At 57.4% G+C, this 17,669-nt stretch carries 13 protein-coding genes; 7 read left to right on the top strand and 6 right to left on the bottom strand.

Annotated elements, in window-relative coordinates; genetic code table 11:
• The first annotated feature begins 441 nt into the window (after positions 1 to 441).
• Entirely contained in the window at positions 442 to 2,412 is a 1,971-nt protein-coding gene (locus LU196_RS14530; protein WP_232760452.1) for an autotransporter outer membrane beta-barrel domain-containing protein, read from the top strand.
• Positions 2,413 to 2,437: 25 nt separating this feature from the next.
• On the opposite strand, the gene LU196_RS14525 is transcribed toward LU196_RS14530, so the two are convergent.
• Positions 2,438 to 3,739, bottom strand: a complete 1,302-nt coding sequence (locus LU196_RS14525) for a glycoside hydrolase family 10 protein (protein ID WP_232760450.1) — start codon at positions 3,737 to 3,739, stop codon at positions 2,438 to 2,440.
• Positions 3,740 to 3,957: 218 nt separating this feature from the next.
• Here LU196_RS14525 and LU196_RS14520 point away from each other — a divergent pair, with 218 nt between their 5' ends.
• Complete coding sequence (locus tag LU196_RS14520) at positions 3,958 to 4,287, top strand: hypothetical protein (protein WP_232760449.1); 330 nt, start codon at positions 3,958 to 3,960, stop codon at positions 4,285 to 4,287.
• A gap of 30 nt (positions 4,288 to 4,317) precedes the next feature.
• On the opposite strand, the gene gabP is transcribed toward LU196_RS14520, so the two are convergent.
• Both gabP and gabT read right to left on the bottom strand, forming a co-directional pair.
• Positions 4,318 to 5,712, bottom strand: coding sequence for a GABA permease (gabP, locus tag LU196_RS14515; RefSeq protein WP_232760447.1), 1,395 nt, complete (start codon positions 5,710 to 5,712; stop codon positions 4,318 to 4,320).
• 81 nt (positions 5,713 to 5,793) lie between these two features.
• Positions 5,794 to 7,056: a 4-aminobutyrate--2-oxoglutarate transaminase gene (gabT, locus tag LU196_RS14510; protein ID WP_232760446.1), complete on the bottom strand. Its 1,263-nt coding sequence runs from the start codon at positions 7,054 to 7,056 to the stop codon at positions 5,794 to 5,796.
• 109 nt (positions 7,057 to 7,165) lie between these two features.
• On the opposite strand from gabT, the gene LU196_RS14505 reads away from it, so the two are divergent.
• Positions 7,166 to 8,674, top strand: coding sequence for a PLP-dependent aminotransferase family protein (locus LU196_RS14505; protein WP_232760444.1), 1,509 nt, complete (start codon positions 7,166 to 7,168; stop codon positions 8,672 to 8,674).
• Between the two features lie 100 nt (positions 8,675 to 8,774).
• On the opposite strand, the gene LU196_RS14500 is transcribed toward LU196_RS14505, so the two are convergent.
• The 3 genes from LU196_RS14500 to LU196_RS14490 all read right to left on the bottom strand — a co-directional run bounded on the left by LU196_RS14500 (position 8,775) and on the right by LU196_RS14490 (position 12,189).
• A complete protein-coding gene (locus LU196_RS14500; protein WP_232760442.1) occupies positions 8,775 to 10,241 on the bottom strand; it encodes an aspartate aminotransferase family protein in 1,467 nt (488 codons plus the stop codon).
• 12 nt (positions 10,242 to 10,253) lie between these two features.
• Positions 10,254 to 11,639 carry a diaminobutyrate--2-oxoglutarate transaminase gene (locus LU196_RS14495; RefSeq protein WP_232760441.1) on the bottom strand — a complete coding sequence of 462 codons (1,386 nt, stop codon included), beginning with the start codon at positions 11,637 to 11,639 and terminating at the stop codon, positions 10,254 to 10,256.
• Between the two features lie 346 nt (positions 11,640 to 11,985).
• A complete protein-coding gene (locus LU196_RS14490; RefSeq protein ID WP_232760439.1) occupies positions 11,986 to 12,189 on the bottom strand; it encodes a hypothetical protein in 204 nt (67 codons plus the stop codon).
• 490 nt (positions 12,190 to 12,679) lie between these two features.
• On the opposite strand from LU196_RS14490, the gene arnB reads away from it, so the two are divergent.
• Genes arnB through arnD form a run of 4 tightly spaced genes read left to right on the top strand, consistent with a single transcriptional unit; the run spans position 12,680 to position 17,667 of the window.
• Entirely contained in the window at positions 12,680 to 13,816 is a 1,137-nt protein-coding gene (arnB, locus tag LU196_RS14485) for a UDP-4-amino-4-deoxy-L-arabinose aminotransferase (protein ID WP_232760437.1), read from the top strand.
• Position 13,817: 1 nt separating this feature from the next.
• Positions 13,818 to 14,804, top strand: coding sequence for an undecaprenyl-phosphate 4-deoxy-4-formamido-L-arabinose transferase (arnC, locus tag LU196_RS14480; protein WP_232760435.1), 987 nt, complete (start codon positions 13,818 to 13,820; stop codon positions 14,802 to 14,804).
• On the top strand, positions 14,801 to 16,780 hold the full coding sequence (arnA, locus tag LU196_RS14475; RefSeq protein ID WP_232760433.1) for a bifunctional UDP-4-amino-4-deoxy-L-arabinose formyltransferase/UDP-glucuronic acid oxidase ArnA: 1,980 nt from the start codon (positions 14,801 to 14,803) through the stop codon (positions 16,778 to 16,780). The genes arnC and arnA overlap by 4 nt, the downstream gene beginning before the upstream one ends.
• Entirely contained in the window at positions 16,777 to 17,667 is an 891-nt protein-coding gene (arnD, locus tag LU196_RS14470; RefSeq protein WP_232760431.1) for a 4-deoxy-4-formamido-L-arabinose-phosphoundecaprenol deformylase, read from the top strand. Before arnA ends, arnD begins: the two co-directional genes overlap by 4 nt.
• The last annotated feature ends 2 nt before the right edge of the window (positions 17,668 to 17,669 follow it).

Below are 17,669 nucleotides of genomic sequence, written 5' to 3'. Positions count from 1 at the left end.
GCATACGTTGCGGCTGCGCGGGTTAACTCCGGCCGGACACTTAGGTGCCTCTTTGCGTTTTCGCTGGCCGGGATAGTGTTAAATACTGCCTGGTGTTGGAGTCATTCGCCCTGTTGGGGGCGCGCATAGTCCCTCGCTGTGATTATTATCGGCGTGCTTAAATGAAACTTAAGCTGCGCGCAGCCAGGTAAATCATCGCGCGTGTCACGCAGCGGTAAAAACAGAACAATATGCTCATGCTGAGATGAAATCTTACTCACACAGCTCGCAATTTCAGTTAAGTAAACTGGTATTGCGTTTCCTTCCTGTCTACACCTTAAACGTCCTTGTTCTTACATTAGTTTTTCGCATCACTGATGACAGTTGTTGGCGCGCGCCGCTGCGGTATGACGTGCGCGCCTCCTTGGTATGTCGGGCATTTAGCCTATTACGGAGTGGATAATGAAAAATCGCACTTTCGCGCTGTCTGCGTTGCGCCTTGCAACTTGTGCAGCGCTGCTGTCGTCGGCTTCGGCGCTGGCGTGGGACAATCTCACGGTGTTCGGCGATAGCCTGAGCGACGGCGGCAACGTGGGGCGTTACACCTTTGACGGCAGTCAGCATGCGCTCTACGACGAAATCCTCGCCGCACGGCTGGGGGAAAATTTACAACCGTCTTCCGCAGGTGGGCGCAATTATGCGCAGGGCGGCGCGGTGGCGGTGCCGGCGCTTGATCCTCAGCTCAATACCCAAGATCAGCTGGCGGCGTATCTGCAGTCCACCGGTGGGCGGGCTGACAGCAACGGGCTCTACATTCACTGGATAGGGGCGAATGATATCGGCCAGGCGGTGCTGATGACGCCGTTAACGGCGCGGACGACCGTCACGAACAGCGCGACGGCGGCGGCGTCACAGGTGGGCACGCTGTTGAACGCAGGCGCAGGCACCGTCATCGTGCCCAATGTGCCGCAGTTAGGCGTTACGCCGCTGATCGTGGAATTGATCGCTACCCCGCTGGGGGCTTCGGCACTGACGGCCGCGTTTCAGTCGCTGGATAACGCCACGACGCCGACGCTGGCGGCGCGCAACCAGGCGGCGCTCACGGCCTTTACGGCGGCGGCCGGAGAACTCTCCAGCATCCCGCTGGTGCGCGATGCGCTGGCGCAGCAGTTATACCAACTGTGGCAATCCTCCAGCGCGCTCGCTACGTCGCTGGCGGAGCAATATAACCAGCAGGAGGAAGCACAGTTAGCGACACTCAACGGTAACATTGTGCGCGCGGATATTGCCGGGTTGCTGAATGAGGTGATCGCCGATCCCTACCGCTATGGTCTCACCAACACCTTGGGGTTCGCGTGTCCGGTGGGCACCTCGGCCGCCGATTGCCGCTCCTCAGACGCCGGTTTTAGCACTGAGCAGGCGTATCTGTTTGCCGACCGTTTGCATCCCAGCCCGGCGGTACACGCCATGATTGCGCAATACATTCAGTCGATTCTTGATGCGCCTGCTCAGGTGGCGTCACTGTCACAATCGCCGCTGATGATGACGCGTGATATGCACAACACGCTGGACGGTCATCTGCAGCAGCAGCGCAAGCGTCCTGCGTCCGCGGGTGATGTTACGGTGTTCGGCGGCTATGCGGGACAGCGGCTGGATTATCGCGGCAGCGAACAGGCGGGCGATGCCACCAGCGCCAATCTCAGCGTTGGGGTCGGGTATCAAATCACCGACAACTGGCAAACCGGTGTGCTGCTCTCGGCCAGCGACCAGCGGATGAAGCCTTCCGCCAAATTCGATTATAAATTACGCGGTAACCTGGTGGCACTCTACAGCCAGCTTACCGTGTTTGACCAAGGCTGGGTGAATGCCGATCTGCATTACGCGGATTTGGATGTCGACAGTATTGAGCGCCGTATCGCGATTGGACCGGCCACGCGCAGTGAGCAGGGCAACAGCAGCGGTAAACTGCTGGGGGCGCGGGTGCAGGCCGGATGGGATATTCCTCTCGGCACCCACCTGACCACCGGGCCGGTCGCCAGCTACGCGCTGGATTATGGCCGCATTGGCGGGTACAGCGAAAACGGTGATAGCAGCACGGCGATGCGCTTTTCCGACCAAACTCAGCATTCCCAGATCGGTGCGCTAGGCTGGCGTATTGACAGTCAACAATGGCCTGTTAACCCGTGGGCGCAAGTCACCATGAACCATCAGTTTGGCGATACCGATACTGCCGTACGCGGTGGCTTGAAATCGACCCGCACGGCGTTTACCCGCCGCGTGGATTCAGGGGACAAAAACTGGGTCGATCTGTCGCTGGGTGCCAGCGTGCCGATCGGCGAGACGGTCAGCGCTTTTGCCGGGGTCTCTAGCGTCGCAGGCAATAGCGATTACCATCAGGTGAGCTGGAACGTTGGCCTGAACGCGACGTTTTAACCGTTAGCTCAGCGCCGCCAATACCTTAGTGCTGGCGGCGCATTTCGCTACTGCTTTCCCCCCAGCGCTGGCGCAGATAGTCCACGGCCTGCTGGGTTTGCGGCAGATTGAGGTAATTTTCCCGGAACAATATCGTGCCGCTGATCTGCGGCAGTGCGTCGTTGAGATCGAGCTGCCTTTTCAATTCCGGCACGCCGCCTGCGTCCGTCCATTCAGGCTCGAGCCGCGACGGTTCGCCCACTTTATACAGCGCGAGGCCGATATAGAGGCGCGTATGCGTGGGTTTCACCACGTTGGCCCACCACTTCGCCAGCACATCGTAGCGCGCCGCCTGGCGTGAGAATGGCCAATAAATCTGCGGCGCAATGTAATCCAGCAGCCCCATTTGTACCCAGCGGCGCGTATCGGCATACGCTTCATCGTAGGCGGCGGCACCGCGCGTGTCAGAGCCCGCCGGATCGTGGGACAGGTTGCGCCAAACGCCCGCCGGACTGACGCCGAATTCCACCTGCGGTTTAAGCTGCTTAATGGTACGTGAGACCTGCTCGATCAACTGCTGCGTGTTATGGCGTCGCCAGTCGGCTTTGGTGGCAAATCCCTGACCGTATGCGCGAAAGGTGGCGCTGTCATTCAGGGTTGAACCCGGCGTCTCCGCGTAGAAATAGTCGTCAAACTGCACGCCGTCGATGTCATAGTGCGCCACCACTTCCGCAATGATGCTGGTGATCCAGTCGCGCGCCGCCGGAATACCGGGGTCAAGCACGAAGCGATCGCTGGCGGTGCGGATCCAGTCTCGGTGCAGCACAAACACGCTGGCGGGCTGATCGGATAACGTCTTGTTCAGCGCGTTGACCGTGGCGGGTTTCACATTGGTTGAAACACGGTAGGGGTTAAACCAGGCATGCACGCGCATACCGCGTTTGTGTGCTTCATCCAGCATAAATTGCAGCGGATCGTAGCCGGGATCCTCGCCAATCGTCCCGGTCAGCATATCCGACCACGGCAGGATGCGCGAACGCCACAGCGCGGTGCCATCGGGCTTGACCTGGAAGAACACGGTGTTAATGCCAAGACGCTGTAACGCATCGAGCTTGGTGATGAGGGCCGCTTGCTGCAGGCGAATACGGCTGGCGGGCGCGGCGTTCACCGATGAGACCGGCGGCCAGTCGAGGCGTGATACCGTGGTCAGCCACACGCCGCGTACCGGCGCCTGCGGTGCCACTGACGGTGCCGAGGGAGAAGGCGGAGTCACCGTGGGAAGCGGCGTGACCAGCGACTTAGGGCGCTCCGACGAACAGCTCGCCAGCAGCGCGGCGGCCAGCAGCATTGCCGCGCCTTTTACGCGACCGGGGCGTGAAAAACAGGATGAACAGGCTATGATAAACTCCCTTTCTTTTTAACTTACTGCTCGGGTGGCTCATTCTCCGATCGTCTGCCTTAAAGTCAATCGATCGGCTGATGAATACCGCACGAGAAAGCCTACAGCGCAGGGTGGCCAGTCAAGCGGACGCTGCGGCTGTAGGCGTATTCGCCAGGAATGTCACTATGAATTATGAAGATCTTTATCGTCGCATCGCGCAAATCGTTTTCAGCTGTGGGCCGCAAGGGGCGCAGGCGCTGTATGTTAACGCGGAACTCTTTGCCGACGGCGAAGGGGGACAGTATCAATTTAACTACCTTGATGAAGCAGGGGAGATGGACTGGTTTGAGCCGGATGCGCAGGCGATTGGCGATCTCACTGAGGCGTTGAAAGCGTTCCAGGCCTACTTTGTTGAGCACAATCTGACGGAGGGTAAACCGGTGTGGAATAGCTGCCTGGTGACGATCAACGTACCGGAAGAGTCCATCAGTATTGATGTCCAGTACGCCTCATAGTTCAGGGCATCCTTGCCCGGAAGATGAACCTTAGGAACGCAGCGCGAACACTTTGCTGTTTTTGTGCGCCGCGCGCTTACGGTGAACCAGGCGGCTGGCCGCCAGTACCGCGAGCGTCAGCAGGCCGGTGGCGATGATTTCGTAGCGGTGCTGCGGGTTAAACAGCATGGACGTCAGGACGCCAACGATAAAAATGATGGTTGCCCACGTCAGGCCAGGGAACAGCCACATGCGGTAGCGCAGGACCTGGCCACGCGCCTCTTTCTTTTTACGCAGCACCAGATGCGATGCGGCAATCACCAGATACACCAGCAGGGCGATGGCACCGGAGCTGGCCAGCAAAAATTCAAATACTGCCGCGGGGGCGAGATAGTTGGCGATAACCGTCAGGAACGCGGCGGCAGTGGACGCCAGTACCGCAACCCACGGGGTGCCGCTGGCCGTGGTGCGCGAGGCAGAGGCTGGCGCTTCCTGGCGGCGCGACAGCGAGTAAAGCATGCGTGAGGCGGTGTAAAGCGCCGAGTTCAGACAGCTGCACACGGCAACCAGCACCACGACATCCACAATCTGACGCGCATACGGAATGTTCATCATCTCCATGGCCGTTTGATAAGATCCATTTTTCATCAGGGCTGGGCTATTCCACGGCACCAGCGCCACCACAAAGAAAATAGAGAGCAGATAAAACAGCGCAATACGCCAGATAACCGAATTAGTGGCTTGGGTTATCTGCTTTTGCGGCTCGCGGGATTCCGCTGCGGCAATGGTGACGATCTCAGTGCCCATAAAAGAGAACATGGTGGTAAGGATGGCCGCCAGCACCGCACTGATGCCATTAGGCATGAAACCGTGCGTGTCATAAACATGGGAGATGCCTTGGGTGCTACTGCCCGGCAACAGACCCAATACCGCCAGACTGCCGATCACCAGGAACGTCACGATGGCGACCACTTTCAGCAGCGCAAACCAGAACTCAAACTCACCGTAGTTCTTCACGCTGAACAGGTTACTGACGGTCAATATGATGGTAATGGCCAGCGTGTATTCCCAAACGGCAACCTGCGGAAACCAGGCGTGCAAAATGGTGCCTGCGGCATTGGCTTCCAGCGGAATAACCAGCACCCAAAACCACCAGTAGAGCCAGCCGATGGTGAAACCGGCCCAGCGACCCAGCGACTTCGCCGCATAGGTTGAAAAGGACCCTGAATCCGGCGAGGCGACCGCCATTTCTGCCAGCATACGCATAATCAGCACCACCAGCGTTCCGGCGGCGATATAGGCCAGCAGCACGGCGGGGCCCGCTTCGGCAATGGCGTGGCCCGAGCCAACAAACAGTCCGGCGCCAATCACACCGGCAATGGATAACATTCTGACATGACGTGGCTTAAGGCCTTGCGCCAGCGCATCGGTATTCTGTGAACTCATAAATCATTCTCCAGCGCGTTTTCAGGTGACGTGCAGCAAGATGCCCAACCCGACCTACACTAGGTCGGGCATTTTCAAGGCTTAACCGTTCTGATGCTGACGCAGAACGGCGCTAAGGATATCCAGCGCTTGGCTAAACTGCGCGTCGGGGATAGTGAGGGGATACAGGAAGCGGATCACATTGCCGTGCGGTCCACAGGTCAGCAGCAGCAAGCCGCGCGCCATGGCGTCCTGCTGGATGGCCTGCGCGATCTGCGCACGGGTGAACTCGACCGCCACCATCGAGCCCAGACCGCGGATGTCCGTGATGCTGCTGTTATTGGCGCGCGCGCCCTGCAGAAAATCGTTGAGCTGCGCACCCAGCCGCGCGGAACGATCGCACAGCTGCTCATCGGCAATAATATCCAGCACTGCGTGCGCGGCGGCGATGGCCAGCGGGTTGCCTGCGTAAGTGCCACCCAAGCCGCCCGGACCGGGCGCGTCCATGATCTCAGCACGTCCGCTCACCGCAGACAGCGGCATCCCGCCCGCCAGGCTTTTCGCCATGGTGATGAGGTCGGGCTTCACGCTGTAGTGCTCCATGGCGAAAATTTTGCCGGTGCGGGCAAAACCGCTCTGGACTTCATCGGCAATCAGCAAGATCCCGTGCTCATCGGCCAACTGACGCAGTGCCACCATGAACTCAGGTGGGGCAACGTGAAAACCGCCTTCACCCTGCACCGGTTCCAGCACTATGGCCGCAACATCATGCGGAGCGATATCCTGCGTGAAAATGTCCTGCAAGCTGGCAAGCGCCGCTTCCGTCGTGATACCGGTCACGCTGTTGGGGTAGCGCGCATGCCACACTGAAGCTGGCATAGGCCCAAAATCACGTTTGTACGGTGCGACTTTGCCGGTCATCGCCATGGTCATGAAGGTGCGACCGTGAAACGCGTTGCCAAAGGTGATGATGCCGTGACGACGCGTGGCGGCGCGCGCCACTTTAACCGCGTTTTCGACCGCCTCCGCGCCCGTTGAGAAAAAGGCCGTTTTGGCTTTGCCTTCAATCGGCACCATACGGTTAATGCGTTCTGCGAGCGCGACATAGCTTTCATAGGGCGTCACCTGGAACGCCGTATGGGTAAATTTGGTTAACTGTTCTGCAACCGCCTGAACGATGCGTGGATGACGATGCCCGGTGTTTAATACCGCGATGCCGCCCGCAAAGTCGATCCAGCTGTTGCCTTCAACGTCGCGCAGCGTGGCATTCTCTGCGTGCTCGACATACCACTGACAAAGATTGCCGGTGCCGCGCGGCAGGGCGTCATCTTTGCGTTGCTGCAGTTGGCTGTTTTTACCTTGCATAACCTTTCCTTAGCGATAAGCGTCTTTACAAAACACGACAAACACGCTTATTTATGCCTGCACGGCGCCACGTTGCCAGAGCCACTTTTAGAGAAAAGGAGGGAGCCAATTGCGGAGTTTGTACGCCGATCATGTATTGGAGCGCTTGCAGTTTGTCACGGAGGGAACGTTGCAGCAGCGACTGCTCACCTGCATGCAAACCGCTATCGCCGAAGGGGTGTTTCCCCGTGCGACGCGCTTGCCAGCGACGCGCGATTTGGCGCGGGAGTTATCGGTGTCGCGCAATACGGTACTGAATGTTTATGAAAATTTGATGGCACAGGGCTATGTGACCGCCCGTACCGGCAGCGGCACCTGGATTGCTGAGAACCTGCCCGAGGGCTCGTTAAACAGTCAGCGCACGCCTGAGCCATTTACGGCCTCTCCGCGCAGCTTAGCGGCGATCTCGAAGCGCGGGGCCTCTCTGCTCGGCCACGCCAATGCGTCGCCTTACCAGTGGGGCGCGTTTGTGCCTGGCGCGCCGGATGTTACTCAATTTCCCCATAAGTTGTTCAGTCAGATTCAGGCGCGACTCAGCCGCGAGCCGGAGATAGATCGTCTGATTTACAGCAGCAACGGCGGTTGTCCTCAGCTGCGCGAGGCGCTGGCGGATTACCTCAGCGTCGCCCGGTCTGTGCGTGCGGAACCCGATCAGATCATCATTACCGAAGGCATTCACCAGGCAGTGGATCTGGTGACCCGCGTGCTGTGCGATGCAGGGGATACCGTGTGGATCGAGGAGCCGGGTTACTGGGGCACGCGTAATCTGTTGCGCATCAACGGCCTAAAAATCCAGGCGCGCGAAGTCGACGCGCAGGGCATCGTGCCCGATTTGGCACCGCGAGCGCGGGCACCCAAGATGATTTTCGTGACACCGTCACACCAATACCCGCTGGGGGTCCATCTCAGTCTTGAGCGCCGCAAGCAGCTGCTTGATCTGGCGCGTAAGCACAAGACGTGGCTGGTGGAAGATGATTACGACAGCGAGTTTCGTTTTTCAGGGCAGCCTTTTCCCGCCCTGCAGGGGTTTGAGCCGGATGCCCCGGTGATTTACATGGGAACCTTTAGTAAGACGCTCTATCCCGCGCTGCGCATCGGCTATTTGGTGGTGCCGAAGTCACTGGCACAGCCGCTGCGTATCGCGGCGGCAGAGCTCTATCGCGGCGGGCATCTGCTGGTACAGCGTGCGCTGGCAGAATTTATTCAAAAAGGCCATTACGTGGCGCACATTCGCCGCATGCGTAAGCTTTACAGTCAGCGCCGCCGCTTTCTTGCCGGCTTAATTGAGCGTTATTTGGGGCCGGCATTTATGCCTCAGGCATCCCACGAAGCCGGTTTGCACCTGGTTATCCCTTTGCCGGCAGGCTGTGATGATGTGGCGATTGCGGCGCTGGCGCTGCGGCGCGGCGTGAAGGTGCGTCCGCTGTCGCAATACTACATGCTGCCACAAGAGCGTCGCGGATTGCTGCTGGGCTATGCCTGCGTGGACGAACGCCAGTGTCAGGATGCGTTTGGCACTCTGAAAGCGTGCTTGGTTGACGCGGGGATCCTAAGAAAAGAGGGCGTAGAGCGGGTCTGAGAGGGGCAAACCGCCGCATCATACAGATATACGGTGCGCGGTGCGCCAATAAAAAAGCCGGTCAGGGTGGCCCGTGACCGGCTTGATGCGCTTATCGCACTCAGGCGTTAAGCAGCTGATTGGCGGTTTTTTCCACCAGCGCCAGCAGCAGCGTAATGTCATCCAACGTGACCGTGGGGTTCAGCAGCGTCAGCTTGAGGCACGTCACGCCCTGATGTTCAGTCACGCCCACGTTTGCACGGCCAGATTCCAGCAGCGCATCGCCGATACGCTGATTGAACAGCGCGATTTGCGCGGTATCAGACATCTGCTCAGGGCGATAACGGAACAGAACGCTAGCCAGCTGCGGCTGCATCACCAGCTCAAAGCGCGGCGTTGCGTTGACATACTGTGCCACATCCTGCGCCAGCGTCACGCCATGATCGATGATGGCTGCGTACTGTTTCTGCCCCAGCGCTTCCAGGCCCATCCACAGTTTCAGCGCGTCGAAACGGCGGGTGGTTTGCAGCGATTTGGACACCAGGTTTGGTACGCCAGCCTCTTCGTCAAACTCAGAGTTCAGATAGGCTGCCTGATAGCGCATCAGCTCGTAGTGACGCGCATCTTTCAGCAGGAAGGCGCCACAGCTGATGGTCTGGAAATACTGCTTGTGGAAATCCAGCGTGACAGAGTCCACGCGCTCCAGACCGTTAAGATAGTCACGGTATTTCTCAGACAGCAGCAGGGCGCCGCCCCATGCCGCATCCACGTGCACCCAGATATTGTGCTCAGCAGCGATATCCGCGATCTCTCCCAGCGGATCAATCGCGCCTGCATCGGTGGTGCCCGCAGTGGCGACAATGGCCAGAACTTGCTCGCCGTTGGCCTGCGCCTGCGCCAGTTTGGCTTTCAGGTCATTGAGATCCATGCGCGCAAAGGCGTCTGATTTCACCTGCACCACGGACTGATAGCCGTGGCCGAGCAGCGCCATGTTTTTCTGCACGGAGAAGTGGGCATTTTCCGAGCAAAATACTTTGATTTTGCGCAGATCGCCCGTGATGCCATCCTGCTGGACCGAATGGCCCTGACGCGCAAAGAAAGCATCGCGCGCCAGCATCAGACCCATCAAGTTACTTTGCGTGCCGCCGCTGGTGAACACGCCCGCATCGCCCGCCGGATAACCCACCTGCGCACGCAGCCATTCAATGAGTTTGATCTCGATGATGGTGGCGGACGGGCTTTGATCCCATGAGTCCATGCTCTGGTTGGTCGCGTTAATCAGCACTTCTGCTGCCTGGCTGACGACCAGGCTTGGGCAGTGCAGGTGCGCCACACATTGCGGGTGGTGCACGGACAGGCTGTCTTTCAAAAAATATTCAATCGCGCGTTCAATCGCGGCCTGGTTACCCAGGCCGTTTGGATTGAAGTCGAGCGTGATACGCTCGCGCAGTTCGGCAACGGTTTTGCCTTGGTACATTTCAGGCTGTTGCAGCCACTGCACAACCGCGGCGCTGCTTTGGGCAATCGCCTGCTGGTACGCCTCAATGCTCGATGCGGAGGCGGCCAGAATCGGGTTTACTTCAGACATTTACTCTTCCAATTACACAGGTTTGACGCCAGCGCCAATCAGCGCCTGCTCAAATTTATCCAGGAAAATCGCCAGCTCTTCGTCAGTGATCAGCAGCGATGGCAGCAGGCGCAGTACCGCACCGTGGCGGCCGCCGCGCTCCAGGATCAGACCCGCTTCAAAACACTTCTTCTGCAGCAGCGCAGAGAGTTCACCGTCAGCAGGCAGGCTGCCCATGTGATCGGCGGCTTCGTGCGGCTTGACAATTTCGATACCGATCATCATGCCGAGACCGCGCACGTGGCCGATCACCGGGAAGCGCTTGGCCATCTCTTTCAGCTGTGCTTTCAGCCATTCGCCCTGAGCGGCGACTTTCGCTGCGATGTTCTGCTCGGTCAGAATCTTCAGCGTGGCCAGGCCAGTGGCCATCGCCAGCTGGTTGCCGCGGAAGGTGCCGGTATGGTGACCAGGCGACCAGGCATCAAATTTCTTCTTGATACCCAGCACGGCCAATGGCAAACCGCCGCCGACCGCTTTGGACATCACAATGATGTCTGGCTGAATGCCAGCGTGTTCGAACGCGAAGAATTTACCGGTACGCGCGAAGCCTGCCTGGACTTCATCGAGGATCAGCAGAATGCCGTGCTCTTCTGTCACTTTACGGATGCGCTGCAGCCATTCAGCCGGTGCCGGGTTCACGCCGCCTTCGCCCTGAACGGCTTCCAGAATCACCGCCGCAGGCTTGCGAACGCCGCTCTCAACGTCGTTGATCAGGTTGTCGAAGTAGTAGGTCAGTGCTTTGACGCCTGCTTCACCACCAATGCCCAGCGGGCAGCGGTACTGGTGTGGATACGGCATAAACTGCACTTCAGGCATCATGCCATCCACGGCTTCTTTCGGTGAAAGGTTGCCGGTGACCGACAGGGCGCCATGGGTCATGCCGTGATAGCCGCCAGAGAAGCTGATGACGCCGCTACGGCCGGTGACTTTCTTGGCCAGCTTCAGCGCGGCTTCTACGGCGTCTGCACCAGAAGGTCCGGTGAATTGCAGGCAATACTCTTTGCCCTGACCCGGCAGCAGCGAGAGCAGCGATTCAGAGAACTGGTCTTTCAGAGGTGTCGTAAGATCCAGAGTATGTAACGGCAAGCCGCTGGTAATGACATTTTGAATGCTCTGCAGAACATCAGGATGGTTATGACCAAGTGCCAGCGTCCCTGCGCCGGCCAGGCAGTCAAGATATTGTTTATTCTCAACATCTGTGATCCACACGCCGTTGGCTTTGGCGATCGCTAAAGGCAACTTGCGCGGGTAACTCCTGACGTTAGATTCAAACTCGGCTTGACGAGCCAAGAATGCGTCGTTGTTTCCGTTGAATGAATGGGCACCAAAATTATCAATACGGACTTTATCCGTCATCATATCTCTCCTTCAACCGGGGCTCGTCATGGCTGGCCGATTGACTAAATTGAACAAAAAAGTATCAGCTTTGTAAAAAGCGCGGCCAATATAGAGCCTTTTGACCTACATCACAATCATTAATTTTGTTTTGAAATGTTTATTGTTTTTATAAAAGAATCAGGGCCTTGGCCAGATTTTAGCCACCCTAATTGGGTAAGCGTCTCGGCGCAAAAAGTAAATTATCGAGGGAATGGAATAACTTATCGCTGTCAGGACGTTTTTGGCACCGATTGTAAGCGTCCGATCGCGGTCACATAGGCGAGCGCGCAAGGGGATTTCTCTCTAAAAGGGTGGGGGGTAAAACGCGTTATAACTGCTGCTTAAATTGCGCAATCGCCTCAAGCAAATGGCGGGTGGCGAGAGACATCACGCGTTGTTCATCGAGGAACACCTCATAGTGTCCCGCACTGTAGCGGAACACATAGTGCGCGCCGCGGAAGCGCACGCCTTTGGTTTTGACGCCAATATGGTGACGACGTAGCGCCGCCTCGCCCAATCTGTCTGCTGCCATGCTGCTCTCAATGCTCTGTCAGGATCGTGGGTGGAACTTAGGGAATCAAACTTAATTTAACCTTAAGCCGTGTAGGTATTAGCGGTTAATCCCCTCTTTTGCATCCTCTTTTCTTCCAACCTGCGCGCCTTCGCTTTACGCCATCTGAACGCGGATTCATCTCACTGAAACCAAAGGCGTGCTGAATAGCGGCGGTTCACACAAGAAACTTCTACCAATCTTCAACAGATAAGAAAAAGGCCAAAGAACGCGCGCTTATTTAATGTTGCGTTAAGTTTTCCACCGTAGAGTATTTAGCATTAAATAATAAAGCGTGACTTATGCTTTTATTGGGGTTGCTGGAACTTGACATTTTGTGCTATTTGACCGATTTTCATAAATGTCATGCCTTACATCACCTTAATTGGCGAGTTTTTTCGATGTCTGGTTGGGATGAGTTTAATTGCATTATTTTAGCAACGATGTTTCGCGCAAAATATAAGGTGAGTTTATGACTTTTCTTCCCTTCTCTCGACCATCTCTGGGTGAGGAAGAGCTTGAAGCCGTGAAAGCGGTCTTTGAATCCGGCTGGATTACCACCGGACCTAAGAATGCGGCGTTAGAGCAGGCTTTTTGCGAATTAACCGGCAATCAGCACGCGATCGCGGTCAGTTCCGCCACCGCCGGGATGCACGTCACGCTGATGGCGCTCAATATTCAGCCCGGGGATGAAGTGATTACGCCTTCGCTCACTTGGGTATCCACCATTAACATCATCACGCTGCTGGGCGCCACGCCGGTGATGATCGATGTTGACCGCAATACGCTGATGGTCACGCCAGAAGCGGTTGAGGCGGCGATTACGCCCCGTACCCGCGCCATTATTCCCGTGCACTATGCCGGTGCGCCTGCTGATATCGAGGCGCTGCGCGCCATTGGGGAGCGTCACGGTATTCCCATTATCGATGATGCGGCCCACGCGGCGGGCTGTTATTACAAAGGCCAACACATCGGCGCACAAGGCACCGCCATTTTCTCGTTCCACGCCATTAAAAACATGACCTGCGCAGAAGGCGGTCTGGTGGTGACGGATGACGCAGCGCTGGCCGATCGGATACGTAGCCTGAAATTCCACGGCTTGGGCGTCGATGCCTACGATCGCCACACTCATGGCCGCAAGCCGCAGGCTGAAGTGATGATGCCGGGGTTCAAATATAACCTGCCCGATATCAGCGCCGCGATTGCGCTGGTCCAGCTCAAGAAACTGTCATCTATTAATGCGCGCCGGGCGGCGATCGCCCAGCGCTACCTGCGCGAACTGGCGGATACGCCATTTCTTCCGCTGGCGCAGCCGCACTGGCCGCATCAGCACGCGTGGCACCTTTTCATCATCCGCGTCGATGAAGCCACCTGTGGGCTTAACCGCGATGCACTGATGGAAGCCCTTAAAGCGCAGGATATCGGTACCGGTCTGCATTTCCGCGCCGCCCACACCCACAAGTATTACCGTGAGCGCTACCCGCAGCTTTCGCTGCCAAACACGGAGTGGAACAGCGATCGCATCTGTTCGATACCGCTGTTCCCGGATATGCGCGATGACGATGTTACGCGAGTCATCAGTGCGCTACGCGCGATTGCTGGAGTGTGAGATGTTGGAAGAAAAACCCATTGGTAAAGTTTCGGTTGTCATCCCCGTTTATAACGAACAAGAGAGTCTGCCGGAGCTGGTGCGCCGCACCGATGCAGCCTGTGCCGTTCTGGATATGGATTACGAGATTCTGCTGGTCGATGACGGCAGCGCCGACCGCTCAGGCGAGATGATCGCTGATGCCGCGGACATGCCCGGCAGTCATGTGGTCGGGGTGCTGTTAAATCGTAACTACGGCCAGCACTCTGCCATCATGGCGGGTTTCAGCCACGTCAGCGGCGATCTGATTATCACACTCGATGCCGACCTGCAAAATCCGCCGGAAGAGATCCCGAATCTGGTGCGCGCTGCGCAGCAGGGGTATGACGTTGTAGGCACGGTGCGGCAGAACCGTCAGGATAGCTGGTTCCGTCGTCGCGCCTCGCGCACCATTAACCAGTTAATCCAACGCGTGACCGGCAAAGCGATGGGCGATTACGGCTGTATGCTGCGCGCCTACCGCCGCCATATCGTTGACGCGATGCTGAACTGCCATGAGCGGAGCACCTTTATCCCGATTCTGGCGAACACGTTTGCCCGACGTACCATTGAACTCCCCGTCGCCCACGCCGAGCGTGAATTTGGCGACTCTAAATACAGCTTTATGAAGCTGATTAACCTGATGTATGACCTGGTGACCTGCCTGACCACCACGCCGCTGCGCTTACTCAGCATCGTCGGCAGCATCATTGCGCTGGCGGGGTTTGGGTTCTCGCTGGTGCTGATCCTGCTGCGTTTGGTGCTGGGTGCCGACTGGGCGGGCGATGGCGTCTTTATGCTGTTTGCCGTGCTGTTTATTTTCATCGGCGCGCAGTTTATCGGTATGGGCCTGCTTGGCGAATATATTGGCCGTATTTATAACGATGTCCGCGCGCGGCCGCGCTACTTCATCCAACGTGTGATTCACCCTCAGAAAGATGCCTCCTCTGTACAGGAAATTGAGCAATGAAAACAATTGTCTTCGCTTACGCTGAAATGGGTTGCGCAGGTATTGCTGCGCTGTTGAAAAGCGGTTTTGAAATCGACGCGATTTTTACCCATGCGGATACCTCTTCCGAAAGCCACTTTTTTGACTCTGTGGCGCGTTTGGCGGCAGAACAGGGGATCCCGGTACATGCACCGGAAGATGTGAATCACCCGCTGTGGGTGGAGCGCATTAAAGCCATGGCGCCGGACTATATTTTCTCATTTTATTACCGGGCGCTGCTGAGCGACGCGATTCTGAACAGCGCTCAACGCGGCGCATTCAACCTGCACGGTTCACTGCTGCCTAAATACCGCGGCCGGGCCCCGCTGAACTGGGTATTGGTCAACGGGGAAACGGAAACGGGCGTTACCCTGCACCATATGGTGAAACGCGCCGATGCCGGTGACATTGTTGCCCAACAGCGCGTGGCGATTGATGAGCAAGACAATGCGCTGACGCTGCATCGCAAGCTGGTGGCCTGTGCCACTCAGCTGTTAGAAGGCACGCTGCCGCTGCTGAAATCCGGTGAAGTCACCCCCACGCCACAGAACGATGCCGAGGCCACGGTGGTCGGCCGCCGCACGGCGGAGGATGGGCGCATTTATTGGGAAAAATCTGCGCAACAGGTAAATAACCTGGTGCGTGCTGTGACCTATCCCTGGCCTGGAGCATTTGCCTACGCCGGTACCGTGAAATTCATGGTGTGGAAAGGGCGCGTTCACGCCGATGCACCCGCCGCGAAGCCGGGTACGGTGATCTCGGTTGAACCTTTCCTGATCGCCTGCGGCGAGGGGGCCTTGGAAGTGGTCACCGGACAAAGTGACAACGGCGTCTTTATGAACGGCAGCCAGCTAGCGCAGAGCTTAGGCATGGTGCCGGGCGCGCTGCTCTATTCTCAACCGGTGGCGGCGGTGAAGCGCCGTACCCGCGTATTGATTCTTGGGGTCAACGGTTTTATTGGCAACCATCTCACAGAGCGCCTGTTACAGGATGATAATTTTGAGGTCTATGGGCTGGATATCAGTTCCGACGCTATCAGCCGTTTCCTCGACCAGCCGCGCTTCCACTTTGTGGAGGGCGATATCAGCATCCACTCTGAGTGGATCGAGTACCATATCAAGAAATGCGATGTCGTACTGCCGCTGGTGGCTATTGCTACGCCGATTGAGTACACCCGTAATCCGCTGCGCGTGTTTGAGCTGGATTTCGAAGAGAACCTGAAGATTATTCGTGACTGCGTGAAATACAAAAAGCGCATCATCTTCCCGTCGACGTCCGAAGTGTACGGCATGTGTACCGATCAGCATTTCGACGAGGATCACTCCAATCTGGTGGTCGGCCCGATCAACAAACAGCGCTGGATTTATTCGGTCTCCAAACAGCTGCTGGATCGCGTGATCTGGGCGTATGGCGAGAAAGAAGGTTTGCGCTTTACGCTGTTCCGTCCCTTTAACTGGATGGGGCCGCGCCTGGATAACCTCAATGCCGCGCGCATCGGCAGTTCGCGTGCCATTACCCAGCTGATCTTAAATCTGGTGGAAGGGTCGCCAATCAAGCTCATTGATGGCGGCGCGCAAAAACGCTGCTTTACCGATATCCGCGATGGCATTGAAGCGTTGTTCCGCATCATTGAGAACAAACATCAGAACTGCGACGGGCAAATCGTTAATATTGGCAATCCTGATAATGAAGCCAGTATCAAAGAGTTGGCTGAGCACCTGCTGGCCAGTTTTGAACGCCATCCGCTGCGCGATCGTTTCCCGCCGTTTGCAGGTTTCCGCGAAGTTGAAAGCAGCAGCTATTACGGCAAAGGTTATCAAGATGTTGAGCACCGCAAGCCGTCAATTAAAAATGCGCGTCGCCTGCTGGACTGGACGCCGACGGTTGAGATGGATACCACCATCGATAACACGTTGGACTTCTTCTTGCGCACCGTCGAGTTGCAGGACAAGCCATGAGAAAAGTCGGGTTGCGCGTTGATGTCGATACCTGGCGCGGTACCCAACAAGGCGTACCGGCGCTGCTTGAACAATTCAGCCTGCATCAGCTGCAAGCCAGTTTCTTTTTCACCGTAGGGCCGGACAATATGGGGCGCCATTTATGGCGCCTGCTGAAGCCGCGCTTTTTGTGGAAAATGCTGCGCTCGCGGGCAGCGTCTCTCTATGGATGGGATATTTTGCTGGCCGGCACCGCGTGGCCAGGCCGTGAAATTGGTCGTGGCCTGGAGGCGATTATTCGCGCCACCGCAGATCATCATGAAGTGGGACTGCACGCGTGGGATCACTTTGCCTGGCAAACCTGGGCGGGCGTCTGGCCGGAAGAGAAGCTTCACGCGCAAATCTTACGTGGAAAAGAGGCGCTGGAAGCGATCATCGGTGACAAGGTCACGTGTTCCGCCGTGGCGGGCTGGCGCGCCGATCAACGCGTGGTGCAGGCAAAACAGCCCTTCGGATTTCGCTACAACAGCGATTGTCGCGGCACCGGGCCCTTTGTACCGGTGATGCGTGATGGCAGTGACGGCGCGGTACAAATTCCGGTGACGTTACCCACGTGGGACGAGGTGGTTGGCCAGTCCGTCAGTGCCGAAGACTATAACGACTTTATCCTCGCCCAAATCCACGCGGATACCGGCACCCCGGTTTACACCATTCATGCAGAAGTGGAAGGCATCGTGGGGATTAACGCGTTCGGTGAACTTCTGAAGCGCGCGCGCGAGCAGGGGATTGCGTTTTGCCCGCTGAGTCAGCTGTTACCGGACAATCTCAGCGCGCTCCCGCGCGGTAAAGTGGTACGTGGTCACTTGCCAGGCCGCGAAGGCTGGCTGGGATATCAGGCTTCTCTCTAACA

Source organism: Pantoea sp. Mb-10 (genome assembly GCF_021272205.1).
Taxonomy (GTDB): Bacteria; Pseudomonadota; Gammaproteobacteria; order Enterobacterales; family Enterobacteriaceae; genus Pantoea.
Note: the sequence above shows the minus strand (reverse complement) of the source record. Positions and strands in the feature narration are given on the sequence as shown.